Origin of the sequence: Plantactinospora sp. KBS50 (assembly GCF_002285795.1) — a bacterium.
Lineage (GTDB): Bacteria > Actinomycetota > Actinomycetes > Mycobacteriales > Micromonosporaceae > KBS50.
The window spans coordinates 252,510-276,690 of record NZ_CP022961.1; the positions used below are offsets into that span (position 1 = coordinate 252,510).

Genomic DNA, 24,181 nt, shown 5'->3' on the forward strand with positions numbered 1-24,181 from the left:
GAGTTTACGGAAGCTCAGCGGTAGTAGCCCTCCACCGGCACCCGCGCCTCGTCGAACAGCGCCGGGCCCTCCGTGGGCACGCTCGGGAAGCCGCCGCCCGGCTTGAGCGCGTTGATCTCGTCGCCGGAGAGCGCGTAGACCACACGACCCAACCCGGACCGCTCGATCGCGCCCGCGCACATCCCACACGGCTGGCAACTGGTGTACATCGTGGTGCCGGCGGCGGTCGTCGGATCCAGGTGCCGCGCCGCCCACCGGGCCAGCTTCAGCTCCGGGTGGGCGGTGATGTCGTCGTCGCTGATGCTGCTGTTGCCGTCCTCGGCGAGAACGGCGCCGTCCGGGCCGACCAGCAGCGAGCCGAACGGCGGGTTTCCGCCCGTCCGGGCGGCGCCCGCCAGTTCGATGGCGCGACGGAGGTGGCGTTCGTCATGGGCGTTCATCAGTTCTCCTCACAGCTCGTCTTCCAGTGGTCGAGCACCGTGGCAAGGTCCCGCCAGGCCGCCTCCGGCCGGGTGGTCTCGGCGGGATCGCCGTTGAACGGGTCGAGCAGCACGGTCCGGGCGCCGAGCCGGCGCAACTCGTCGAGGTCGTCGCCGACCTGTTCGATGCTGCCCTCGCCGGCGAGCCGGTCCGGCCGGGTGACCGGCCCCGGACGCAGGCGCAGGTTGATCCGCGGGTTCAGCTCGGGCATCGGCCGCGGCTGGGCCTCGGCGACCGCCCGCATCCGGACGAGTGCCGCACGCAGCCACGGCATCGTGAAGCCCAGCGGATGCCAGCCGTCGCCCAGCCGTACCGCCCGGCGGATCCCGGCGTCGCTGTTCCCGCCCACCCAGATCGGCACGGACCCGGACTGGTAGTCGGCCGGGTCGGACCAGGCCAGCCGCAGCGTGCGGATCAGTTCGTCGGTGAGCGCGCCGCGCCGTTCGAAGGGCACGCCGAGCGCGGCGAACTCCTGCCGCGCCCAGCCGACGCCCACCCCGAGGACCAGCCGTCCACCGCTGAGCCGGTCCAGGTTGGCCGCCATCCGGGCCACCAGCAGGGGATGCCGGTACGGGGCGACGAGCACCGTCGTGCCGAGCCGGATCCGGCTGGTGGCCCCGGCCAGCCAGGCGAGGGTGGTGAACGGCTCGTAGAAGGGCGCCGGGTACTGCTCGGCCACGTCGGGGGTCACCACCAGGTGATCCGAGACCATCAGCAGGTCGAACCCCAGCCCCTCGACGGCCAGCGCCCAGCGGTGCAGTACGTCGGGGTCGGTGCCGGGCCCGAAGTTCGGGACGTTCACGCCAAGTCGCATCGGTGCAACGATAGTGGCCGATGGACGCGGGATGAACGGACTTCTACTGGTCTTGGCCTCGATCGGCCACGGATCTCCCGGTAAATTCGCCGGATGACCGTGAATCTTGATCCGATCGATTGGTCGGTCCTGGCGGAGCTGCAACGGGACGGGCGGCTGCCGCTGACCGAGCTGGCCCGCCGGGTCAACCTCAGCGCCTCGGCCGTCACCGAGCGGGTACGGCGGCTGGAGTCGACAGGGGTCATCGCCGGCTACCGGGCCGAGGTGGACCTAGCGGCGGTCGGCTACGGAGTGCTGGCCGTGGTCCGGCTGAAGTATCCGGGCAGTCGGCACGAGCCGCTGCACCGGCTGCTGGACGAGCGTCCGGAGATCCTGGAGTGCCTGCGCACCACTGGCGACGACTGCTACCTGCTCAAGGTGGTCGCGACGACCATGCCCCAGCTCGAACGGACCATCAACGAACTGGCCCAGTTCGGCAGCACCACCACGAACGTCGTCTACCGCCAGACCCTGCCCTACCGCGGCCCGCAGGCGCCCGAGCACGACTGAGCCGGCGGCACGGTCGCCCCGGCCCGGCGCCGCGGACGACTCAGGCCCCGCCGCCGCGGACGACTCAGGCCGCGGCGCCGCGGGACGATCGCGCGTACCGGGAGTTGGGCCGCAGCGCCGGACTCGCGGTACCGGCGCCCTCGACGACGCCGTGCAGCAGCTCGCGGATGGTCTCCCGGCCGTTGCGGCTGGGCCGCCAGCCAAGCTCGCGCTCCGCCCGGGTGCAGTCCACCAGCGGGGCGGCGGCGGTCAGATCCAGCCAGCCCGGCTCGGTCGGGATCAGCTTGGCCCGCCAGGCCAGCTTGGCCAGCATCCGGAGCACCGGCAGCGGCGCGTGCACCACCCGGCCGCCGACCTCGTCGGCCACCTGCGCGGCGTCGAGCACCGGCTCCGCCGCGATGTTGTACGCGCCGCGCCGGTCGCTGCGGACCGCCCGCAGATACGCCTCGGCCGCGTCGTCGGCGTGCACCACCTGACCGCGCAGGTGCCGGTTGGCCGGCACCAGCGGCAGCCGGCCGGAGCGCAGCAGCGAGACCGGGATCAGGCCGCCGAAGAAGTAGCGGGTGAGTTCGGCCCCGGCGAGATACTGGAGCACCGGCGGGGTGCGCAGCCGGATCACCTGCAACGCCGGGTTCTCCCATTCGAGGCCGTCGAGCATCGCCTCCACGGCCGCCTTGTCCGCGCTGAAGCCGGAGCCGGACACCCCGGTCGTCGGCCAGTTCTCGTCGACCCGGTTGTCCTTCGGCCCGGGCGCGTAGGCGGCGATCGAGGAGGCGTACACGAGTTTCGGCACCTGGGCCTCGGTGACCGCCCGGAGCAGGTGCCGGGTACCGGCGAGGTTCGTCCGGCGCAGCCGCGCCCGGCGGTGGCTGGGCTGGACCTGCCAGGCGAGGTGGACCACCGCGTCCAGCCCGGCGAACGACTCGGTCAGCGTGCCGACCGCCGACGGGTCACCCAGGTCGACCGACTGCCAGCGCGCCCGGTCGTACGGCGCCGTCCCGGCCTCCGGGAGGCGCCGGGCGATGCCGAGCACCTCGATGTCCGGTTCCGCGGTGCCGAGCCGGCGGAGCAGGGCCGTACCGATGTTGCCGGTGGCCCCGGTGATGGCGATGCGCATCGCCGTGCCTACCCGGTACATCGGCCCGCATGCCTGGCCGGAATCTGCCCCGGATTCGCCCGAGTCCGGTTTGCCGGGCCTACGGCGGGGAAAGCCTTCCGAATGCGTGAGCTGCTGACAAGGCTGGAACGGGCGTCCGGGCTGGACGGCATAGGTGAACGGGTCCAGCGGGCGGTCTGGGCGGTGCTCCCGGGCGGGGCGTCCGGGACGCGTTGCACGGGGTCTGGCTCGGCCACCCGCTGCACCCGGCGATGGTGCAGGTGCCGGTCGGTGCCTGGGTGAGCGCCGGGGTGCTGGACCTGATGCCGGGGCAGCGGCGGGCCGCGACCACCCTGGTCGGCGTCGGCACGGTCACCGCGGTACCGGCCGCCGTGGCCGGGCTGAACGACTGGGCCGCGCTCGCCCCGGAGCAGCGCCGGGTCGGCCTGGTGCACGCGGCCGCCAACGTGGTCGGGGTGACCCTGTACGCCGGATCGCTGGCCGCCCGCCTGGCCGGCCGGCACGGCGCCGGGCGTACCCTCGGATTTCTCGGGCTGGCCGCGGTGAGCGGCGGCGCCTACCTCGGCGGACACCTGGCCTACAAGCAGGCCGCCCAGGTCAACCACGGCGTCACCGAGATGCACCGGCTGCCCGAGGACTGGCGACCGGTGGCGGATCTCGACCAGATCCCGGAGGGCAGCCTGGTCCGGCGGACCGTGGAGGACGTGGATCTCGTCGTCTACCGCGACGGGTCCGACGTCACGGTGCTGCTGGACCGCTGCTCCCACCTGGCCGGCCCGCTGAGCGAGGGCGAGGTGACCAAGCTGGACGGGCACGTCTGCGTCGTCTGCCCGTGGCACGGCAGCACCTTCCGGCTGGACAACGGCCAGGTGGTGCACGGACCGGCGGCCAGCGACCAGCAGGTGCTGCCGGCCCGCGTGCTGGACGGCGTCCTGGAGGCCCGGCTGCCCTGAGCCGCGATCCTGAGCCCCGCGAGGGGCGTCGCGGCGACCTCGCTCGACCCGTGACGGACCGGGCGTCGGCCCGCTCCCCGGGGAGCGGGCCGACGGCGGACGGGATGGTCAAGTGCTCTTGGTCAGTCCTCGGCCGCGCAGCGAGTGGTATCGAAGACCGGGCTGGCAATCGAGTTCAGTAACTGCTTGGCCGGCACGTCGGGCAGATCCAGGGGCATGCCGGTAGCGGGTTGCGCAGATAGCCGCGCTGGACCTCGACATGTCGGCTGATGATGGCCCAGCGCTGGTCAGCGGAGGGCGAAGTCAGGGAAGTTCTCCAGGCCGGCGTCGGTGGGCTGGTAGCTGAGGATGTCCTGGAGGGCTTCCAGCAGCTGTGTGGTGCCGTGAACGACGTAGACGCCCGGGTTCTCGGCGAACGTCTTTGCCCAGTCGCACTGCATGACCTGACCTGTGAGCACGACGGGACGGCCGTGCTGAAGTGCGAGCCGGGCCTGGATCCGCGCTCCGCTGGTCTCACCCGCCTCGACAATGACCGTCGCGACTGAGTACCCACTCATGACGGCGTTGCGCATGGGGAAGCTCTGCCTGCTCGGCGGGGCATCGGGCCAGAACTGGGAGATCACGAGCCCGACCTCCGCAATGTGGTCCTGTAGGCGCTGGTTTGCCGAGGGGTAGTAGCGACGGATCCCGGTGCCGATGACTGCGACCGTGCGTCCACCTGCCTCCAGCGCAGCCGAGTGGGCGGCGGTGTCGATGCCGGTGGCGAGCCCGCTGACCACGGTCACCCCGCGGCCCGCCAGGGTGGTGGCGACGGCGCGAGCGATCCGCAGCCCGTTCTCACTCGCCTTGCGACTGCCGACGACGGCTACTGCCCGGTCGTGAACCCGTAAGTCACCTCGGCTGAGCAGGAGCGGTGGCATCTCCCGGATGCCGAGCAACTGGGCAGGGTAGGTGCTGTCGAAGAAGGCGTGGACGCCGATTCCATCCGCTTGCCAGCCGGTGATCTCGGCGGCGGCAGCGCTGATCAGCTCTGTGGCTGGATCCCCGTTCGGAAAGAGCGTGTCGGAGTGGCCGACCATACGGTCGAGGACTGCCTTGGCGCTGCCGTTCTCCTGGATGTCGAGAGCGATCTCCGACCAGCGCGCGCGAGGTTGGCGAAGTAGCGCGACCAGGGAGGCACGCTCGATCGTCGCCGTGTCCATGGGCACGATCGTAGGCCCTGGGCTGCGTTCCTGGCTCAGCCATCCTGGCCGGTGTTGGGGACGGGATCCTCGGACGGATGTCATAATTGGAACGTACGTTCTAATTATGACGGAATCAAGGCTGACCGGCGGGCTCGCCTGGCGTACCGGCCGCACCGGCAGGACCGGCGGTGCACCCGCACGCCACCGTCACGGCGCCGGCCGGGTCAGTTCCGGAACCGGCGGTGCCGCCCCGGCGGGGCGGCGGAGGCGGCGCCGTGCCCGGCCGGCCGGCGCAGGCCGAGCATGGCGCCGATCTGCGCGCCGACCAGGGCAGCGACCGTCAGCACGGCGGAGACGGCGAGCGGCCGGTTCAGCGTGCTCAACTGGTCGGCTCGGGCGGCACCGGCGGAGAGTGCCGGCGCGCCACCGGGCGTCCCGGAACCGGGTGCGGTGGCCGAGGGCGGTACGGCCGGCGACGTGTCCGCGGGCGGCGCGGCGGGATCGCTGGGGCGCGTCGGCGCCGGCGGGGCGGGCTGACCCCGCCCGGCCGGGGATGCCACCAGCCGGCCGCTGGCGTGCGGGCGCTGGCCGTGGTCGAGCGCGTCCCGGGCAGCCGGAGCAGTTGTCCCGGCGCGATCCGGTTCGGGTCGCGCAGGTCGTTGAGCCGGCTGATCTCCGGATACCGCCGGAAGTCGCCCAGGTAGCGTTCGGCGACCCGACCGAGGTAGTCGCCGTGCGCCACCCGGTACACCGGCGGCACCGCGGCATCGGCGGTGCGGCCCACGGCCGCCCGGCCGGCGGCGGCTGCCGCGGCCGGCGGGGCGTGCCCCATTCCGACCTGGGCGCCGGCCAGTCCCGACCGGGTGGTTCCGAGTTTGACCGTCGCGGGCTGACCGAGCGCCGCGGTGCCGCCGCCCAGCTTCGCGGTGCCGCTCGGCCCGGTGCCGGTCAGCCCCGCGCCGGTCAGCCCCGCGCCGCTGGCGAACGCCGCGGTGCTGACCGGCGCCGCGGCGTACGCGGCGGGTCCCGCCACCGTCGCCGCCATCGCCGCGGCCGGGCTGCCGGCCAGGATGAGGGCGACCGAGCCCACCAGGGCGGCCGCGGCCCGCTGCTGCCGGCCCATCCCGGGCAGCCGGGGCGCGGGCCGGCGCAGCAGCCTGGCCGGCAGCTCGACCAGCACCGACAGGGCGAACGTCGCCCAGCCGGCCCAGCCCAGCAACGCCAGCGCCCGCAGGAACAACTGGCCGTCGTCCCGGCTGGTCAGCGCGGTGCCGAGTTCGGTGAGCGTCGGCAGGTGGTCCGGCAGGGGATCACCGGCCAGGGCGTACAGCGCCGCCGGTGCGCCGCCGAGCAGGGCGGCGAGGACGACAAGCGCGCCGAGACCGGTGAGGACCTGTCCGGTCCGCCGTGCGGCGCGGGCACCCGTTGAACCCATGGCTGCCTTCCCTTCCTAGGGCACATCCTCAAGTTGGGCGGTGGCCTGCACGGTCGTCGGCGGCGGGCGCCAGCCGAAGAAACGGAGCAGGACGGGCTGGTACTCGACCTCGACGTGCGCGGTGATGGTCCGGCTGCCGGGTGCCGGCTCGTCCACCCAGCCCCGGGCGCCGGCCGCCGCGATGTACGCGGCCGCGTCGGCCCGAGCCCGCCGCGGGTCCAGCACCTTCGGGTCGCCGTTGATCGCCGAACCCTCGTCGATGGCCTGGCCCCCGGTGCGCGCCGCCTCGGCGGCCACGCTGCGGGCACGGTGCAGCGCGAAGAGTTCCCCGGCGCCGTCCACCGACAGCCCGATCACCATGAACACCCCGAGCAGGGCGATCGCCAGGAAGATGCTCACCCGCCCGGCGTCGTCGGCCGCGGCGCGCCGAACCGGGGCGGATCCGACCGGTACGGCCATCAGCCACCCCCCGCACGAACGGAGACGGGCCGTACTGTCCGGCAATGGAGTGCTACACCTGTGGCAACAATCGTCGGATCGACGCGCTGCCGGCACGCGAGCTGGTCGCCGCCGACGACCACTGGCGTGTCGCCCACGCGTTCGACTCGGCCCTGCCGGGCTGGCTGGTGCTGCTCCCGCGCCGGCACGTCACCGAGATCGCCGAACTGACCGACGCCGAAGCGGCCAGTCTCGGCACCTGGCAGGTCCGGCTCTCCCGTGCTCTGCATGCCGTGACCGGATGCTCGAAGACCTACCTCATGCAGCTCGCCGAGAAGGAGGGCTTCGCCCACGTGCACTTCCACGTGGTGCCACGGATGCCCGACCTTCCCGCCGATCGCCGTGGTCCGGCGGTCTTCGGCTACCTGAACGCCGCCGAGGGCGAACGCCTCGACGAGGTGCGGCAGGACGAGATCGCCGCGGCACTGCGCGCCCGGCTCGGCCCGCAATAGGGTCGGAGATCCATCGGTACGCCTGCCACGGCGCTGCGCGCGGTCCGCTGCGGAACCGAGCGCTGCGGAACCGAGCGCTGTGGAACCGAGCGCTGCGGAACCGAGCCGGTCCGGTCTGGCCGTCATCAGACGCCACCCCCGTCCGGACCGCCGCCCCCGGCGGGGCTCACCGGACCGACGAGGCCCAGTCCGAGAGTTCTTCCCCGGTACCGGTCCATGGGGGAGACGAAGCTGCGTTCGATGGTGATGGTGCCGGGCGTGCCCGGCATCCACAGGTCGTCCAGCGACACCACGCAGCGCACGGTGGCGACCACGAAGACCAGCTCGCCGACCCGCCAGGGGTCGAAGGCGTAGTCCAGCGAAACGCTCTCCCCGGTGGGGAGCCGGCCGGTGAGTCGTACCGAGGCCGCCGAGGAGCAGTTGATGCCCTGGCCGGCCAGCACCTGCTCGACCCCGGCCTTGCCGTCCGCCACGGCCTGCTCCCGGGTACGGGCGATCGAGGCGGCACGGGCGGCGTCGTGTGCCGCGGAATCCACCACGCTGCGGGCCACCGCCGCCCGCCCGGCCACCACGGCCAGCCCGAGCAGCAGGATGAACACCGGGGCCAGGATGGCCACCTCGACCGAGACGGATCCGCGCTGGGCGCGGCGCACGGTTCGGTCACCCGACATGTTCAGCCTCCGGTGGTCACTCGCTCGACGGGCCCGCGAGCGGTCTGTTCGACCCGGATGTCGATGCCCGGCAGCAGGCGCAGCACCCGCCCGCTCACCTGGGCCGTCACCTCGGTGCCGGACTTGGTGACCTCGGCACGGGAATCGGTCAGCCACCCCGGCGCGTCGGCGACGTAGTCGAGCGCCACCCGCTCACCGTGGGCGGCGGACCCGCCGCCGAGGGTCCGGGTGTTCTCCACGGCCTCCTGCGCGGCGGTGAAGGCCACCGTGCGGGCCAGGAAGTACGCCGCCGCCTGGATCGACATGATCAGCAGGAAGAGGATCATCGGCAGCAGGATCGCCAGCTCGACGGGGGTCGCGCCGCGATCCGCGTCCCGGCCGCTGCGCAGCCCGCACCGGCGGGCCGGCAGCGGTCGGCGACGACTCATCAGGTGGCGGGGTTCTGGTCGGCGCCCGGGATCAGCGCGTTCCAGCCGTTGATGGCCGCGGCGGCGGCGGTGAGGATGGCCAGCGCCATCACGGCCAGCCCGGCGATGATGATGGCGGTCGGTACCGGGCTGTCGCCCCGGTCGGAGTCGGCCCGCAGCTCGGCGAACCGGTTCTGGATGGCGGCGTACAGGTAATGGACGAGGGGCATGGCAGCACCTTTCTGCGTGCGTCGTCAGATGCGGCTGACGAACGGATAGAGGACGAATCCCATGAGGACGAAGACCAGCAGCGCGCCGGGCACGTCCAGCCGGGCCGTCACGGCCTCGGCGCGGGCCAGGTTGTCGGTGCGGATCTGGTCGCGCAGCGAGTCGGCGCGCTGGCGCAGCGTCTCGTGCACCTGCGCGCCCTCGGCGCCGGAGGACTGCATGATCGCCCCCACGTCGCTCAGCTCGGGCACGGCGATCCGGTCGGCCAGTTCGCGCAGCTCCTCCCAGGGCGAGTGCATCTGCAACTGGGCGATCCGCAGCGCCTCCCGGATCCGCTCGTACACCCAGCCGTCGCAGACGGCCGCGGCGCGTTCCAGCGCCTGCACCGGTCCGTGTGCCGCGGAGAGCTGCAACGCGACGAGATCGAGGTAGGTGCAGACGGCCCGGCGGAACTCGCGGCGAGCCCGGTCGGCCTTGGCGATCACGTCGTAGTGGGCGATGGCGGCGAACAGCACGGCCAGGCCGAGACCGGCGGCCACCGGCACCACCAGCGGCGGGGTGAAGCCCAGCGCCGACATGGCGGTGCCGGCCAGGCCGGGCAGCACCAGCCCGGCCAGCGCGGAGAGCAGCACCGACAGCGTGTACTGCTCGGGGGTGCGGTCCAGCAGCGCGAGGTCCCGGGCGGGCGGCCGCAGCCAGCGGGACGCGCCGGTGAGCCACTCGGTCCGGCTGGGCCGGCCGGCGGGTGCCCCCGCGCCCGGCTGGTGCAGCCGGCGCAGCGCCGGGCCGAGGGCCGGCACGGCCGGCATGTACTCCCGGACCAGCACGAAGACACCCAGCCCGGCGGTGCCGCCGCCGCCCACGGCGAGGGTGAGCTGCCAGTTGAGGATCACGTCAGCACCTCCTCTGGGTCGGGGCCGCTGAGGAACCGGGCCGGCGGTGCCGGCTGGCTCATCGAGCGCACCCAGGCCAGCAGGCCGATGAAGGCGCCCGCGAGCATCACCATCACGAGCTGGCCGACCGGTTCCCGGTACGGCGCCATGTAGTCCGGGTTGATCAGGCCGTACGCCAGCACGGCCAGGGTCATCGCGGTGAGGAACCGGACCGCGAACCGCGGCTGGGTGCGCTTCGCCTCCACCTCGCGCCGGGTGGCGACCTCGGCCGCCGCGCCGGTGGCGATGGATCCGAGTACGTCGCCGAGCCGTTCGCCGCGATCGGTGAGGTGCAGCACGAGCGCGGCGACCACCTGGTCGCAGACCGGGTCGGCGATGTCGTCGGCGAATGCGAGCAGCGCGGCCCGTCCCGACCAGCCCGCCTGTAGCCGGGTGGCCAGCAGCCGGACCTCCCCGGCGATCTGGTCCGGCGCGGTGGGTACGGTCCCGACGATGGCCTGCTGGAGGCCCTGGCCGGTGGCCGAGACGTCCTTGATCCGGCGGGTCCATTCGCCGACGGCCTCGATCCGGGCGATGGCCCGGCGTTCGGCCTTGCCGACGGTGAACAGCCAGGGCACCCCCGGCACCGCCACGGCGACCAGCAGCCCCACCACCGGGAGGCCGGTGAGCAGGAAGGCCAGCGCGCCGAGCGCGACCGCCACGATCAGCAGCGTCTGGTGCCGGCGCCGGTCCGCCGGGTGCGGGCTGCCGCCCTGCCAGATCCGGCGCAGCGGCCCGGCCGGGCCGGCCGGCCGGGGCGGCCGGCGGGTGCCGACCAGGGCCACGACGGCCAGCACGGCGCCCGCGACGCAGGCGGCGCCGGACAGCATCGCGATCAGCTCCAGCGAGGAGGGCGCGTTCATCCGCGCCGCCCCAGCCGGGAGTTGCGGGGGCGGCGCCACGCGCCGACGCCGGCCTCGATGTACCGGGCCAGCAGCCGGACGTCGTAGCCGACCCGGAGAAGCTGGTCGCGTACCCGTTCGGGCAGGTGTCGCGGCACGGCCCGGCCGTCCGGGCCGGGGCCGAACACCGAGGTGGTGGTGATCCGGGCGCCGTCGCCGGCGCCGATCACCTCCTCGACGTGCGAGACGAACCGGTGCTTGCGGCCGCCGATGGCGGTCTCGTCCTCGACGGTGACGTAGACGATGAGGTCGAGGGCGTTGCTGGCCATCCGGCGGGCCTGCTCGACGGTCATCTCCTTGCCGTGCGAGAGGGCCAGCTCGATGATCCGGTCGCTCACCCCGCCGGGGGTACGCGCGTGGATGGTGCACATCGAACCGCGGCTGGTCGTCATGGCCTGCAACATCGGGACGATCTCCCGGGACCGGACCTCGCCCACGATGATCCGCAGTACGCCCATCCGGAGCGAGAGCGGGATCAGGTCGGCGATGCTGACCTCGCCCGCGGGCCGGCCGTCCGGCCCCGCTCACCGTGCCCCTCGCGGGCCTCGAAGCTCAGCACCGAGCGGTGCTTGCGGCGCCGCCGGGCCGGCAACAGCTCCCGGCTCTCCTCCAGCAGCACGTACGGCTCGTCGGCCGGGATCTCGTCCATCAGTGCCCGGATGATCGTGGTCTTCCCGGCTCCGGCGAGCCCGGCCACCATGATGTTCAGCCCGGCCCGCATCGAGGCGCGCAGGAAGTCCCGCAGCAGCGGGTCGATCATCTCGTCCAGGTCGCCCCGGCCGCCGGCCACGTCCTCAAGGGACACCTCAAGGGTGTTGTGCTTGCGCAGCACCGCGTACGGCCGCTGGCTGACCTGGTAGACCGCGGCCAGCCGGCTCCCGTCGGGCAGTTGGAGGTCGAGCGTGGGTTTCGAGGTGGACAGCGACCGTTCGGTGGCACCGGCCCGCCGGGCCGCGGCCTGGAGGATCTCCACCAGTTCCTCGTCGCTGTCGGCGATCGGCTCGCCCCAGTCCACCCCGCCGCCGTGCCGGGTGATCCGCACGGTGTCGCAGCCGAGGATGTGCACCTCCTCGATCGAGTCGTCGACCAGCAGGCTCTGCAGCCGGCCGAGGCCGACGAGTTCGGCGGTCACCTGGTCCAGCAGCGCCCGCTCCTCGCCGGCCGGCATCGGCGTGCCGGCCCGCCGGGTGGCGTCGGCGTACTCGGAGACCACGGCGGCGGCCAGCCGGCTCCGCTCGGCGTCCTCCTCCGCGATGGTGAACTCCCGGCCGCGCTGCCAGAGCGTCAGCCGTTCGCTCAGCTCCCGGCGCAGCTCCCGGACGACCGCGAAGTCCACCCTCGGCCGGGGCGGGCCGGCGGGCTGCGGCGGCGGGGCGACCGGCAGCACCGGCCCCGGCATCGGGGCCGGCACCGGCTGGTGGTGCCGGCCGTTGAGCGGCACCGGCGGGACGGTCGAGGTGGCACCCCGCGGGTCGTGCGAGACCGGCTCAAACCGCATGCGGTGCCTCCGCCTCCGTGGGCCAGCTCAGTCGCGCCTGCCGGCGCTCCAGCAGAGCCCGGATCGGGACCTCCAGGGCGCCGGCCGCACGCATCAACGGCCGCCGGCCGCGCACCGTGCCGCCGTGGCAGAGCACCCGGGCGGTACGCGGGTCCGCCGGCACCTGCCCGATGATCGGCAGGGCCAGCGCCCGGCTGATCTCGGCGCGCCCGTTGCCCGAGCCGACGAGGACCAGCCGGAGCGAGCCGGGGGGCACCCGGTGTTCGGCGAAGTCCCGCTGGATGGCGCGTACCACGGATTTGGTGCTGGACAGCTCGGGCAGCTCGGCGCCGGTCACCACCAGGACCACGGCGGCGGCCCGCAGCAGCGGCCACGGCGGACCCGGCACGGCCAGCCGGCCGCAGTCGACCAGCACGTCGTACGCGGGCCGGCCGCGGTCGAGGGAGGCGAAGACGTCGGCGAACCGCTGCCACAGCGGGGTGACGCTGCCGGCCTGGGCGGGGTCGACGACGCCGGGCAGCAGCAGCCGTTCCCGGCGGGGCGCGTCCAGGTCGACCAGTTGGGACCAGAACGCCTCGTCGAGGTTGCCGTCGCGCAGTTCACCAACGGCCAGCTCGCCGATGCCGCGCGGACCCTCCAGCGCGCCGCCCAGGTAGCCGGCCATGATGGACCCGCCGGCCGGGTCGCACTCGGCCAGCACCACCCGGCGGTTCCAGGACAGGGCGCAGGCCAGCGCCGTGGTGGTGACGCCCGGTGAGCCCTTGGCCGAGACCAGCGCGATGATCGCCATGCCTCAGGCCGATCCGACGAGGACGACGGCCAGCCGGTTCTGCGCCTGCAACGCGACCACCGCGGGAACGTCCCGGACGGTCAGCGCCAGGTAGAGCACCCGGGTGGTCTGGTCGGTCTCGGCCGAGTCGATCACGGTGGCGTCGAACCGGGTGCCGCCGCCGCTCGCGTCGGCGTCCCGGGCCGGGGTGCTGACCAGCAGCACCTTGTCGCCGGGGTGCAGGGTTCGGGCCGGTACGGCGTCCCGCTTGAGGCTGATCGCGACCTGCTGCTGCCCGGGGCCGAGCAGCGGCTTGTCGGTGACCTGGGTCAGCGTGAGCAGCGTGCCGGCGGTGAGCCGGACCGCCGCCCGCTTGCCGACCACCTTGTCGAGTTGGTTGGCGGGGACCGGGGCCAGCCCCTGCCCGCCGGCGAGCTGCACCGGGGCGAGGTCGTCGGGACCGAGCTGGCTGCCGGCGGGCACGTCCCGGGCAACCGCCAGGTAGGTCCCGGTGGCCCGGACGGAGGTCACCGCGAAGGCCGCGCCGAGCCCGCCGAGCGCGATCAGCAGGACCGCGAGGCCGAGCAGTCCGGGGCGCATCCGGCGTTGCCGCACGATCCTCGGCGCGGCGATCGGCGCGTTCACCCCTCCGGTGCCGTTGACGGTGGTCGCCATGGTCATCGGGTCACCACCTGGAGTTCGTTGATGGTCACTTGCACGGTCTGGCTCGTCCTGACGACGTTGGGGATCTCCCCGCGCTGCCCGTTGGTGGCGGTCCAGGTCACCTTCCAGTGGGTGGTGACCGAGACGCCGTACCGGCCGGCGGTCGGGTAGCCGTCGTAGCCGCAGGAGGACCTGCCGGTCTGGGTGGTGTGCCGTTCACCCTGGCCCTTGTTGGGCTTCCCCTCGCCGGCCCGGCAGGTGATGGCGGCACCGTTGCCCATCCGCCACTGCGCGTACTCGACGGCGGCGGTGAGCGTCACGCTCAGGCCGCGGTCGGTGCGGCTGCGGGCCTGCGGACCCCAGACGGCCTCCTCGTTCTGCCCGGCCGGCCCGCCGGTCCAGAGCCAGACGGGCAACCCCACCAGCCCCGGCTTGCCGGGACCGGGCGCCAGGTGCGCCTCGGGGATCGCCAGGGTCATGCTGGCGAGGATCTCGGCCGCGATGTCGCCGGGGTTCGGCGGTGCGCCGAAGCCGGGCGGCGGCTCGTCCAGGTACACGATGTTGGTGCCGCCCGCGCCGTCGGTCGCGCAGGACCGGAAGTACGCCTGCTGGCCGTCCGGCAGGTCCGGCGGCGTCGGCTCGGCCAGCCTGTAGTAGCAGCCGTCGGACTGGTTGAACCAACCGAGGATCGCGTCGTAGCAGGGCACGAGGTCGCCGTTGCGGGTGCAGGTGCGACCGCCGCTGCCGCCCGGGCCGCCGGAGTCACCGCCGCCGCCCGGGTTGCCGGGGTTGCCCGGGCTACCCGGGTCGTCGTCCCAGACGTGGCAGTCGGTCTGCGCGGGCGGGCACGCCCCGCCGGCGTCCCGGACGGCCGCGCTGGCGCCGGTCAGCGCCGCGCCGGCGCCCACCAGGGCGAGCGCCAGGGCGGCACCGGCGGCCGCCAGCCGGGCGGCGGCGAGGCGGGTCGGCCCCCGGCCGGCGGTCCGCCGGCGGCTGCGGCCGGCCATCGGTACGCGGCTTCGGCCGGTGTCCGGTCCGCCGGCCGGTCCGCCGGTCGCGGTCAGCACGGCTGGTCCCGGTACGAGGCGCCGGTGTTGATCAGCCAGCGGCCGTCGGGATAGCGGGTGGCGGTGGCGGTGACCAGGTAGCGCCCGCCGGTGGAGCCGGGCACCGGCGCCGAGTTGCGGCGGTAGACCAGCCGGTAGCCGGTGGCGTCCAGGCAGTCCTGGATGAGCACGGTGGCGGGATTGGTGTCCAGGCTCACGGTGGTGACCTCGGGGTCGGAGTGCAGGGTGCCGGTCCTGGTGGCCCCGTGCTCGCGGACCTGCCGGACCGTCACGCGGACCTGGGTGAGCAGCGGGTCGGCGAGGTACCGGCGCAGGTCGGGGGCGAACGGGTCGCCCTGCTGCTCGGCCCGCCGGGACGCGGACAGGTAGCCGGCGTAGGCCGTGAGAGCGGCCCGCTTGGCGTCGGTGGTTCGCTGGTCCTCGGCCGCCGGGCTGGCCACCCGGCCCGCTGTGTCGGTCATCGCCGCCGGGCCGTCGGACGACCCGCAGGCGGCCACGCCAGCGGCGAGCACGGCGGCGGCGACGATCGCCGTGAGCCGGCTCCACTGTGCTGCCCCCACCGAATACCCTCCTCGTTCTCGCGCCTGTCCCGTTTGCCGCTTCCCCCCACTTCCGGGGAATTCCCGCGGCGGCCGTGCCGCGGAACAATTCCCATTACCGGGTCGGAGAAATGGGCGCCTCTCTCGTCGTCAGGGAATGGTGAACCAGGCCCGGGGCTCCCTGTTCCGACCCGGTGTCGGTGGTGTGACCATTCGATGAACGCGAATTGTCCCGCCGGACCATTGCTGGTCCGTAGTCCCGATCGCCGCCTCCTCACGCAGCTTGTGCGATCCGTTTCAAGCTCTCAGGCCAACCGCGACCCCGCGGGGATCCGGCGGTTGCACGTTGTCCAAGGGGGGAGCATAGGCTGACGACCGCGAATGCGACAGAGGCAATTTGCGGTATCACTGAGTGTAGTAAAGCTCGCGGATTGATGGAGGCAGCGATTTGTTGTCGCTCAATAAGTGTCAGTCGCAATGGAATATTACATCCCGTGGTATTCGGATGATGATGCGGCCGAATACCACTCCGGTCGTCCCCAAAATGCGGGTCAATGCGGTCGGTGGACCCGTCGGCGGGACCCGGCCGGACGCCCGGCGAGCGGTGAACGGGCGCGGCTACCGGGTGGAGCGCGAAGGAACGAGGGATTCACGCCATCGCCGGTCGCTCATGCCAATCACGGAACGTAATCGATGACCGGCCCGTCGTACCGGCTCGGCGCCCTGGGCTGGCTGGCCGTCACCCCCGCGCAGCGCCGTGCCGTCGCCACCCATTCGGTACGCCCCGGCGCGGCCCCGCGTACCGGTTGCGAGGGTTGCGGCGCGGAGCTGTCCCTGGCCGGCGGCCTGCGACCGTTCCTGCCCGGCGCCCGGTGCGCCGGCTGCGGCGCCCGGGTCGGCGCGCCGCCCTGGTCGGTCGAGCTGGCCTTCGTCGCGGCGCTGCTGCTGGCGTTCCTCGGCGCCGGAGCCGGCGCCGGGCCGGTCCTGCCGGCGGTGGCGTTCGCCTGGTGGGCGGCCTGGGCCGTGCCGCTGGTGTTCGTGGACCTCGCCGTGCACCGGCTGCCGGACCGGCTGACCCTGCCGGCGGCGGCCGGCACCTGGCTGCTGCTCGCGGCGGCCGGCCTGGCCGGTACCACCGGCGTGCCCGGCCTGGCCGGTGCGGCGGGCGGCGCGACCGGCGTCGCCAATTCGGCCGGCTCGTTGGGTGACGCCGGTCGGGCGGTGCTCGCCGGCCTCGCGGTGGCGGCCGTCTTCGCCGCGTCCACGCTGCTGCTCGGCCGGCGCGGGTTCGGTCTGGGCGACGCGAAACTCGCGCTCGGCGCGTCCGCCCTGCTCGGCTGGTACGGCTGGCCGGCGGTGCTCACCGGGCTGCTGCTCGCGGTCGTCGCCTCCGGCTGCACCGCGCTGGTGCTGCTGCTCACCCGCCGGGTGCGCTGGGCCAGCGAGCTGCCCTTCGGTCCGTTCCTGGTGCTGGGCACGGTTGTTACCATCGCGGTCATGACCTGGCGACATTGATCCGGCCCGCGCCGGGGCCGCGCGTACCGGCCGGACCGGCGGATCGCCACCACCCTCTACGGGTACGCGTTCCTGGACGACTTCGTCCTGCTGTACCCGGTGTACGCGCTGCTGTTCCGCGACAGCGGCCTGTCCGTCGGGCAGATCTCCGCGCTGTTCGCCATCTGGTCGGGCAGCAGCCTGCTGTTCGAGGTGCCGTCCGGGGTGCTGGCCGATGCCGGATCCCGTCGCCGGCTGCTCTGGACCGGTCCGCTGCTGTCCGGACTCGGCTTCACGCTGTGGGTGGCCGCCCCCTCGTTCTGGGCGTTCGCCCTCGGCTTCCTGCTCTGGGGCGTCAAGGGCGCGCTGACCTCCGGCGCGCTGGAGGCGCTGGTCTACACCGAACTCGACCGGGCCGGCGCCGCCGGGCGGTACGCCCGGATCCTCGGACGGGCCAGGGCGTTCGGGACCGTCGGGGTGGTGTCGTCGATGGCGCTCGCCGCGCCGGTGCTCGACCGGGGTGGATATCCCGCGGTCGGCGCGGCGAGCGTGGCCGCGTGCCTGCTCACCGCCGCCGCGGCGGCCACCTTCCCGGAACACCGCGGCGCCGCGCCGGCCCCGGACGGTCCCGCCGTCGCCGGACCGGCGGCGCCCGGGGACGCGGCGGCCGGGTCGGGGGTCGACGGGGCCGGGTCGGGGGTCGAGGCGGACGCGGCCGGACCGGGCTGGCGGGCGACGCTGCGCACCGGGCTCGGTGCGGCGGGCCGGCAGCGCGCGGTGCGCTCGGCGCTGGTCTTCGTGGTGCTGGTCACCGCCGGCTGGGGCGTGCTGGACGAGTACACCCCGCTGCTCGTCGTCGAGACCGGCGTCGCCGCCGCGACGGTGCCGCTGCTGTTGCTGGTGGTCTGGGCCGCGGTGGCGCTCGGCGGGCTCTGCGCGGGTCCGGCCGCCCGGTCGGGTCCGCGGCCGTTGGCCGCCCTGCTGGCGCTGGCCGCCGCGGTGCTGGCCGCGGGGGCGCTCAGCCGGCGGCCGGCGGGCATCGTGCTGGTCGCCGTGGCGTTCGGCATCCTGCAGGTCCTGGAGGTGGTGGCCGGGGCCAGGTTGCAGGAGCGGGTGAGCGAGCCGGCCCGGGCCACGGTCACCTCGGTGGCCGGGATGGTCACCGACCTGGCCACCCTCGCCGGCTACGCCGGGTACGCCGGGCTGGCCACCGTGGCCGGACACGGCGGCGCCTTCGCGGTGCTGGCCGTCCCGTACGCGGTGGTGGCGTGCTGGCTGCTGGCCAGGGCGGCTCAGCGCGGGTCGGGCGCCCGGCCGGCCCGGTAGGAGCGCATCTTGGCCCGGCTGCCGCAGATGCTCATCGTGCACCAGCGACCGCGACCGGCCGGGCTGTGGTCGTAGTAGGCCCACCGGCAGCCGTGCGCCGCGCAGGCCTTGAGCCGGGGCCAGGTGCCGGCGGCCTGGGCGGCCAGCACGTCCGCGCAGACCCGGCCGATCAGGGCGGCCGGCACCGCCCCGGGCACGGTCGGCGTCGCGTACGCCGAACCGTCGGAACCGATCCGGAGGCAGAGCGGGCCGCGGGCCGTGAGTTCGGCGAGTTCCCGTTCGCTCCCGGCCGGCAGTGGCGTGCCGGCGTGGGCCTGGCAGGCGTCCCGGAGCAGTTCCCGGAAGCGCCGCACGGTGGCCAGTTCCTCGTCCGTGCTGGCCACCGGCTCCGGAAGCCCGTGCTCGACGCAGAACGCCCGCAGGCCGTCGAGGTCGGCCAGCAGGTCCCGCCGGCCCTCGATGTCGTTCGTGTTGATCAGGTCCTGCACCAGCGCGAGTTCCCGAGGTGCCGGCGCCCGATCCCCCGGCTGCCGCATGTTGACCACGTTACCGGCCAGGGCTAGCATCCGGTAACTCGTTACCTTTATAGGGGGCTTAGTGGTAACGGAGTCGTCGATCCTGCGCCGCCATGCCGACTTCCGCCGGTTCTGGGCCGGGCACACCGCATCCGTGTTGGGCAGCCAGGTCAGCGCGGTGGCGCTGCCGCTGGTCGCGGCGCTCACCCTGGGCGCCGGCGCGTCCGGCGTGGCCGCCGTGGCGACCGCGAGCTACCTGCCCAACGTCGTCCTGACGCTGCTGGTCGGGCGCTGGCTGGAAGCCCGCCGCCGGCGCCGGATCATGGTCGCCGCGGATCTGCTCCGGGCCGCCGCCATGGTCGCCATCCCGCTCTGCCACCTGTCCGGACTGCTGAACCTGCCGCTCCTGGTCGGACTCGCCCTGCTGATCGGGGCGGCCACCGTGGTGTTCGACATCGGCGGCTTCGCGTACGTGGTGTCGCTGGTCGACAGGCCGGATCTGACCGCGGCGAACCGGGCCACCCAGGGCTCGACCACCGCCGCCCAGGTGGCCGGTCCCGGCCTCGCCGGTGGCCTGGTACAGCTCGTCGGGCCGGTCGGCGCGCTGGTGGTGGACGCGGTCAGCTACCTGCTCTCCGCGCTGGGCGTCGCCGGTGCCCGGCGCGCCGAACTGGCCCCGCCGGCACCCGCGGCGGGCGCGGGCATCCTGGCCGGGCTGCGGCAGCTCGCCGGCAACCCGGTGCTGCGGGCGCTCACCGTGCACGCGGCCACCTACAACGGCGCCGCCCAGGTCTTCGTGGTCAACCTCATCGTGTACGCGGTGACCGTGCGGAACCTCGCCCCCGGCCTGTACGGGTTGGCGCTCAGCGCCGGCGGTGCCGGCGCGTTCCTGGGCACCATGCTCGCGCCGCGGCTGTCCGTCCGGCTCGGGTACGGGCGGGCCTTCGCCGCGGCGCTCTGCCTGTCCTGCGGGATGCCGCTCGCCATCGCGGCGCTGCCCGGCCCGGGCGTGGCGCTGGCCGCCGGGATCGCCGCCGTGCAACTGCTCGCCGGCGCCGGCCTGGGCGCGGCGAACGTGCTGTCGGTGACCCTGCGGCAGGTGGTGGCCCCGCACGGGATGCTCACCCGGACCAACGCCGGTTACCGGCTCTGCACCTTCGGCACGCTGCCGCTGGGTGGCGCGCTCGGCGGCCTCCTCGGGCATGCGATGGGCAGCCGGGCGGCCGTCGCGGTCGGGGCGGCGGGAATGGCGCTCTCCGCGCTGCCCATGCTGGCCCGCCGGATCCGGTCGGTGATCCGGCCCGAGGACGCCGTGCTGGCACCGGTCGATGGCGCACCGGTTCCGACCGCCTCGGCGCCCTGTTAGGTATCTCACCCGGCGCTGTCCCGAGTGGTCGGAAAGTGGCTCCGCCCCTACGGTTGGTGAGTATCGTTCAATCAGTCACTCCATGACAGTTGACACACAGTGTCTGGAAAGATCGAGGGCGACTGTCGGACTGGTGAACACCCACCACGACCCAGGGATGGCCGTGTTCGCTTCGTGGGGCTCACTTGCCTACCGGTTCCGTTGGATGGTCCTCGCGCTGGTCGCCGCCGCGGTGGTGGGTGCCGGCAGTTGGGGCCTCGGCGTCTTCGGCCATCTCTCCGAGGGCGGCTACGAGGATCCGGGCAGCGAGTCCAGCCGGGCGGCCGAGGCCGTCGCCGCGGCGCTCGGCCCGCAGGGCGGCGACGTCATCGTGGTCTACACCCCCGAGTCGGGCACGGTCGACGACCCGGCGGTCGCCCGGGAGGTGACCGCCGTCCTGGACTCCCTGCCGACGGACAAGGTCACCCAGGTCGCGTCGTACTGGTCGGGCGAGGCACCCGAGCTGGCCACGGCGGACCGGCACAGCGGCCTGGCCGTGCTCACCCTCGCCAGCGACAGCAGCGGCGACAAGCTCAGCGCGTTCCACGAGATCAAGGACAGCCTCGCCGTACCCGGTGTCGAGTCCCAGATCGGCGGCGGCGCCGCGCTGCACGACTCCACCTCGCAGCGCTCGAAGGTCGACCTGGCCCGAGCCGAGGCGATCTCCCTGCCCGTCGTCCTGATCCTTCTGGTGATCATCTTCGGGTCGCTGGTGGCCGCCGCGCTGCCGGTGCTGGTCGGCGGCCTGGCCGTCCTCGGTTCGCTGGGCGTGCTGCACCTGACCGCGCTGAACACCGACGTCAACTCGTTCGCCGTGAACGTCGCCAGCCTGCTCGGCCTGGGCATGGCCATCGACTACGGGTTGTTCATGGTGGGCCGGTTCCGCGAGGAACTGGCAGCCGGACGGCCCACCCGCGCGGCCGTGCGGAACACCGTGGCCACGGCCGGCCGTACGGTGGTCTTCTCGGCCACCCTCCTGATCATCGCCCTCGGCGGGCTGCTGCTGTTCCCGCAGGGCTTCCTCCGGTCCCTGTCCTACGGCGGGATGGCCGCGGTCGCGCTGGCCGCGTTCATCTCGCTCACGCTGCTCCCCGCGCTGCTGGGCATCCTCGGCCCGCGCATCGACAAGCTCTCGCTCCGGCGGCGGCGCCCCGCCGCCGCGCCCGCGCCCGCCACGCCGGCCGGCGGTGGCTGGGTCCGGCTGGCCCGGCTCACCATGCGCCGCCCGGTGCTCGTGGTGCTGCCCATCCTGGCCGGGCTGCTGCTGCTCGCCGCGCCCATCGGCCAGGTCCGGTTCGGCGAGGTCGACGAGCGGGTGCTGCCGGCCGGCGACTCGGCGCGGCAGGCGATCGAGACGGTCAAGGACGAGTTCCCGGCGATGAGCGGCAACGGGGTACAGGTGGTGCTCCGCGGCGACGCCGGGGCCGCGCCCACCGAGGCCGAGGTGCAGGCGTTCGCGGACGAGGTGGGCACGGTCGCCGGCGTACGGTCGGTCACCCCGGCCGGCGCGGCGGGTGATGTCGCGGTGCTCAGCGCCACGCTGACCGGCACCGACCCGCTCACCGACGCCGCCCGGGCGACGGTCGAGGGCATCCGGGCGCTCGACCCGCCGGACGGGACCGAGGTCCTGGTGGGCGGCACCACCGCCCGCAACGCCGACAGCCTGGACGCCACCGCCCGGCAACTGCCGTGGATGGCGCTGCTGCTGGTGGGCGCGACGTTCCTGCTGATGTTCCTGGCCTTCGGCTCGATCCTGCTGCCGATCAAGGCCGTGCTGATGAGCGCACTGAGCCTGTCGGCGACGTTCGGTGTACTGGTCTGGCTGTTCCAGGAGGGGCACGGGGCCGGCCTGCTGGGGGTGACCCCGGCGCCGCTGGAGGTCGGGATCATCGTGCTGATGGCGGCCGTCGTCTTCGGGCTGTCCACCGACTACGAGGTGTTCCTGCTGTCCCGCATGGTCGAGGCGCGGGCAAGGGGCGCCTCGACCCGGGACGCGGTCGCCACCGGGCTGTCCCGGACCGGCCGGGTGATCAGCGCCGCGGCCCTGCTGCTGGTCGTGGTGACCGGCGCCTTCGCCTTCGCCAGCGTGGCGATGATGCGGTTCATCGGGGTCGGCATGATCATCGCGCTGATCCTCGACGCCACCGTGGTCCGGATGCTGCTGGTTCCCGCGACCATGCGGCTGGTCGGCGACGCGATCTGGTGGGCGCCGGGTCCGCTGCGCCGGCTCCAGCAGCGCGCCGGACTCCAGGAGAGCGACGACATCGAGGACGCCGACGGGACCGACGACGGCGACGGCACCGGGGCCGCCGGCGAGGTCGACGCCGGTCCGGTCGGCGGTGCCCGCGGGATCGGCGGTGCCGCCGGGATCGGCGGTGCCGGCGGGATCGACAGCCCCGACGACGAACCGGAGCTGGCCGGCCGGGCCAGCTGACCCGCGGCCGTGCCACCCCTTGACCTCTCACCTCGTCGCGGGGAAGGCTCCGTGACCATGGGCAACTCCGGTACCGATGCCTTCCGGGCCGCGCGGGACTTCCTGCTCACCCACCGGGAGGACTACGCCACCGCGTACGAGAAATTCCAGTGGCCCCGGCTCGACGAGTTCAACTGGGCGCTGGACTGGTTCGACGTGGTGGCCCGGGACAACGACCGCACGGCGCTGTGGATCGTCGAGGCCGACGGGAGCGAACGGCGCTTGTCGTACCGGGAGCTGTCGCACCGGTCCGACCAGGTGGCGACCTGGCTGCGCGCCCAGGGGGTACGCGCCGGCGACCGGCTGCTGCTCATGCTCGGCAACCAGCTCGAACTGTGGGAGACGATCCTCGCCGCGATGAAGCTGCGGGCCGTGCTGATCCCGGCGACCCCGCTGCTCGGCCCGGCCGACCTGGCCGACCGGATCGTCCGGGGCGCCGTCGGGCACGTGGTGACCGGCGTGGCGGACGTGGCCAAGTTCGCCGACGTACCGGGGGACTACACCCGGATCGCCGTCGGCGGCCCGGGCGGCGGTCCCGGCCCGGGCGGCGAGCCCAGTACCGGCGGTCCCGGCCCGGGCGGCGGTCCCGGCTGGCGGCCGTACGCCGAGGCGTACCAGGAGCCGGCCGGCTTCACGCCCGACGGGGTGACCCGGGCGGACGACCCGCTGCTGCGCTACTTCACCTCCGGCACCACCGCGCGGCCCAAGCTGGTCGAGCACACCCACGCGTCGTACCCGGTCGGCCATCTGTCCACGATGTACTGGATCGGGCTGCGGCCGGGCGACGTCCACCTGAACATCTCCTCGCCCGGTTGGGCCAAGCACGCCTGGAGCAGCGTGTTCGCGCCGTGGAACGCCGAGGCCACGGTCTTCGTGTACAACTACGGCCGGTTCGACCCGGCGGCCCTGCTGAGCCAGCTCGACCGCTGCGGGGTGACCAGCTTCTGCGCGCCGCCGACCGTGTGGCGGATGATGATCCAGGCGGACCTGAGCCGGCTGCGTACCCCGCCGGCCATCGTGGTCGGTGCGGGAGAACCGCTCAACCCCGAGGTGATCGAGCAGGTCCGCTCGGCCTGGGGGATCACCATCCGGGACGGGTACGGCCAGACCGAGACCACCGCCCAGATCGGCAACCCGCCGGGCCAGCCGGTCAAGCCCGGCTCGATGGGCCGGCCGCTGCCCGGGTACGCGGTCGCGCTGGTGGACCCGGTCACCGGGCGTCCCGGCGACGACGGTGAGGTGTGCCTGGACCTGTCCCGGCGGCCGACCGCGCTGATGACCGGCTACCACGGCGACCCCGAACTGACCGGCACCGCGATGGCCGACGGCTACTACCACACCGGCGACATCGCGGCCCGGGACGCCGAGGGCTACCTGAGCTACGTGGGCCGCACCGACGACGTGTTCAAGGCGTCCGACTACCGGATCTCCCCGTTCGAGTTGGAAAGCGTACTGCTGGAGCACGAGGCGGTGGCCGAGGCGGCCGTGGTGCCGTCGCCCGACCCGGTCCGGCTCGCGGTGCCGAAGGCGTACGTGGTGCTGACGTCGGGCTGGCAGCCGACCGAGGAGACCGCGCGGGCGATCTTCGCGTACTCGCGCCGCCGGCTGGCACCGTACCTGCGGATCCGCCGGCTTGAGTTCGCCGACCTGCCGAAGACCATCTCGGGCAAGATCCGCCGCACCGAACTGCGCGGCGCCGAGCGGGACCGGCACGCGGCGGCCGATGCCCGGCCGGCCGGCGAGTACCGCGAGGAGGACTTCGCCTGATTGTCCACAGCGGACGAACCGGCGAAGGTGAGCGGCCTTCCCC

The 24,181-nt window shown here is 74.0% G+C and carries 23 protein-coding genes and 2 pseudogenes; 8 read left to right on the forward strand and 17 right to left on the reverse strand.

Going from position 1 to position 24,181, the window contains the following annotated elements:
• Positions 1–14: 14 nt before the first annotated feature.
• Together CIK06_RS01155 and CIK06_RS01160 are read right to left on the reverse strand one after the other, a co-directional pair.
• Complete coding sequence (locus tag CIK06_RS01155) at positions 15–440, reverse strand: nucleoside deaminase (protein WP_095563248.1); 426 nt, start codon at positions 438–440, stop codon at positions 15–17.
• The gene (locus tag CIK06_RS01160) at positions 440–1,294 is read right to left on the reverse strand and encodes an LLM class flavin-dependent oxidoreductase (RefSeq protein WP_095563249.1); all 855 of its coding nucleotides are present in this window, start codon (positions 1,292–1,294) and stop codon (positions 440–442) included. Before CIK06_RS01160 ends, CIK06_RS01155 begins: the two co-directional genes overlap by 1 nt.
• 93 nt (positions 1,295–1,387) lie before the next feature.
• Here CIK06_RS01160 and CIK06_RS01165 point away from each other — a divergent pair, with 93 nt between their 5' ends.
• Complete coding sequence (locus CIK06_RS01165; protein ID WP_095563250.1) at positions 1,388–1,843, forward strand: Lrp/AsnC family transcriptional regulator; 456 nt, start codon at positions 1,388–1,390, stop codon at positions 1,841–1,843.
• A gap of 64 nt (positions 1,844–1,907) precedes the next feature.
• Here CIK06_RS01165 and CIK06_RS01170 read toward each other — a convergent pair whose 3' ends face one another.
• Positions 1,908–2,960, reverse strand: a complete 1,053-nt coding sequence (locus CIK06_RS01170; protein ID WP_157756557.1) for an NAD-dependent epimerase/dehydratase family protein — start codon at positions 2,958–2,960, stop codon at positions 1,908–1,910.
• A gap of 212 nt (positions 2,961–3,172) precedes the next feature.
• Between CIK06_RS01170 and CIK06_RS01175 the strand changes: the two genes are divergently transcribed.
• A complete protein-coding gene (locus CIK06_RS01175) occupies positions 3,173–3,913 on the forward strand; it encodes a Rieske 2Fe-2S domain-containing protein (RefSeq protein ID WP_369916063.1) in 741 nt (246 codons plus the stop codon).
• Positions 3,914–4,200: 287 nt separating this feature from the next.
• Here the strand turns inward: CIK06_RS01175 and CIK06_RS01180 are convergent, their stop codons facing one another.
• The 3 genes and pseudogenes from CIK06_RS01180 to CIK06_RS01190 form a co-directional block, all read right to left on the reverse strand.
• Positions 4,201–5,115, reverse strand: coding sequence for a DNA-processing protein DprA (locus tag CIK06_RS01180; protein WP_095567470.1), 915 nt, complete (start codon positions 5,113–5,115; stop codon positions 4,201–4,203).
• A 206-nt stretch (positions 5,116–5,321) separates the two neighbouring features.
• Positions 5,322–6,532 (reverse strand): annotated as a pseudogene (locus tag CIK06_RS29035) (LysM peptidoglycan-binding domain-containing protein).
• A gap of 15 nt (positions 6,533–6,547) precedes the next feature.
• The gene (locus CIK06_RS01190; RefSeq protein ID WP_095563252.1) at positions 6,548–6,991 is read right to left on the reverse strand and encodes a hypothetical protein; all 444 of its coding nucleotides are present in this window, start codon (positions 6,989–6,991) and stop codon (positions 6,548–6,550) included.
• Positions 6,992–7,035: 44 nt separating this feature from the next.
• Between CIK06_RS01190 and CIK06_RS01195 the strand changes: the two genes are divergently transcribed.
• Positions 7,036–7,482, forward strand: coding sequence for an HIT family protein (locus CIK06_RS01195; protein WP_095563253.1), 447 nt, complete (start codon positions 7,036–7,038; stop codon positions 7,480–7,482).
• Between the two features lie 125 nt (positions 7,483–7,607).
• On the opposite strand, the gene CIK06_RS01200 is transcribed toward CIK06_RS01195, so the two are convergent.
• The 10 genes and pseudogenes from CIK06_RS01200 to CIK06_RS01245 all read right to left on the reverse strand — a co-directional run bounded on the left by CIK06_RS01200 (position 7,608) and on the right by CIK06_RS01245 (position 15,179).
• Complete coding sequence (locus CIK06_RS01200; RefSeq protein ID WP_095563254.1) at positions 7,608–8,153, reverse strand: TadE/TadG family type IV pilus assembly protein; 546 nt, start codon at positions 8,151–8,153, stop codon at positions 7,608–7,610.
• Positions 8,154–8,155: 2 nt separating this feature from the next.
• The gene (locus tag CIK06_RS01205; RefSeq protein ID WP_095563255.1) at positions 8,156–8,581 is read right to left on the reverse strand and encodes a TadE family protein; all 426 of its coding nucleotides are present in this window, start codon (positions 8,579–8,581) and stop codon (positions 8,156–8,158) included.
• Complete coding sequence (locus CIK06_RS01210; protein WP_095563256.1) at positions 8,581–8,790, reverse strand: hypothetical protein; 210 nt, start codon at positions 8,788–8,790, stop codon at positions 8,581–8,583. Before CIK06_RS01210 ends, CIK06_RS01205 begins: the two co-directional genes overlap by 1 nt.
• A 24-nt stretch (positions 8,791–8,814) precedes the next feature.
• Positions 8,815–9,678, reverse strand: coding sequence for a type II secretion system F family protein (locus CIK06_RS01215; protein WP_095567471.1), 864 nt, complete (start codon positions 9,676–9,678; stop codon positions 8,815–8,817).
• On the reverse strand, positions 9,678–10,622 hold the full coding sequence (locus tag CIK06_RS01220) for a type II secretion system F family protein (protein WP_369916064.1): 945 nt from the start codon (positions 10,620–10,622) through the stop codon (positions 9,678–9,680). Before CIK06_RS01220 ends, CIK06_RS01215 begins: the two co-directional genes overlap by 1 nt.
• A pseudogene (locus CIK06_RS01225) lies at positions 10,580–12,120 on the reverse strand (CpaF family protein). Before CIK06_RS01225 ends, CIK06_RS01220 begins: the two are co-directional and overlap by 43 nt.
• Positions 12,110–12,910 (reverse strand): hypothetical protein, encoded by an 801-nt coding sequence (locus CIK06_RS01230; protein ID WP_095563257.1) that lies wholly within the window; start codon positions 12,908–12,910, stop codon positions 12,110–12,112. The pseudogene CIK06_RS01225 and the gene CIK06_RS01230 overlap by 11 nt, the downstream one beginning before the upstream one ends.
• A 3-nt stretch (positions 12,911–12,913) precedes the next feature.
• Positions 12,914–13,570, reverse strand: coding sequence for an SAF domain-containing protein (locus CIK06_RS01235; RefSeq protein WP_095563258.1), 657 nt, complete (start codon positions 13,568–13,570; stop codon positions 12,914–12,916).
• The gene (locus tag CIK06_RS01240) at positions 13,567–14,559 is read right to left on the reverse strand and encodes a hypothetical protein (RefSeq protein WP_232533944.1); all 993 of its coding nucleotides are present in this window, start codon (positions 14,557–14,559) and stop codon (positions 13,567–13,569) included. Before CIK06_RS01240 ends, CIK06_RS01235 begins: the two co-directional genes overlap by 4 nt.
• A 53-nt stretch (positions 14,560–14,612) precedes the next feature.
• Positions 14,613–15,179, reverse strand: coding sequence for a hypothetical protein (locus CIK06_RS01245; protein ID WP_095563259.1), 567 nt, complete (start codon positions 15,177–15,179; stop codon positions 14,613–14,615).
• A gap of 672 nt (positions 15,180–15,851) precedes the next feature.
• Between CIK06_RS01245 and CIK06_RS01250 the strand changes: the two genes are divergently transcribed.
• Positions 15,852–16,673 (forward strand): A24 family peptidase, encoded by an 822-nt coding sequence (locus CIK06_RS01250; RefSeq protein WP_095563260.1) that lies wholly within the window; start codon positions 15,852–15,854, stop codon positions 16,671–16,673.
• Positions 16,674–16,772: 99 nt separating this feature from the next.
• Entirely contained in the window at positions 16,773–17,978 is a 1,206-nt protein-coding gene (locus CIK06_RS01255; protein WP_369916066.1) for an MFS transporter, read from the forward strand.
• Here CIK06_RS01255 and CIK06_RS01260 read toward each other — a convergent pair.
• On the reverse strand, positions 17,945–18,514 hold the full coding sequence (locus tag CIK06_RS01260; RefSeq protein ID WP_095567474.1) for a CGNR zinc finger domain-containing protein: 570 nt from the start codon (positions 18,512–18,514) through the stop codon (positions 17,945–17,947). The two genes, CIK06_RS01255 and CIK06_RS01260, sit on opposite strands and share 34 nt — an antisense overlap.
• A gap of 61 nt (positions 18,515–18,575) precedes the next feature.
• Between CIK06_RS01260 and CIK06_RS01265 the strand changes: the two genes are divergently transcribed.
• The 3 genes from CIK06_RS01265 to CIK06_RS01275 all read left to right on the forward strand — a co-directional run bounded on the left by CIK06_RS01265 (position 18,576) and on the right by CIK06_RS01275 (position 24,138).
• Positions 18,576–19,859 carry an MFS transporter gene (locus CIK06_RS01265; protein WP_157756558.1) on the forward strand — a complete coding sequence of 428 codons (1,284 nt, stop codon included), beginning with the start codon at positions 18,576–18,578 and terminating at the stop codon, positions 19,857–19,859.
• Positions 19,860–20,064: 205 nt separating this feature from the next.
• On the forward strand, positions 20,065–22,332 hold the full coding sequence (locus tag CIK06_RS01270; protein WP_232533945.1) for an MMPL family transporter: 2,268 nt from the start codon (positions 20,065–20,067) through the stop codon (positions 22,330–22,332).
• A gap of 57 nt (positions 22,333–22,389) precedes the next feature.
• Positions 22,390–24,138 carry an AMP-binding protein gene (locus CIK06_RS01275; RefSeq protein ID WP_095563264.1) on the forward strand — a complete coding sequence of 583 codons (1,749 nt, stop codon included), beginning with the start codon at positions 22,390–22,392 and terminating at the stop codon, positions 24,136–24,138.
• The last annotated feature ends 43 nt before the right edge of the window (positions 24,139–24,181 follow it).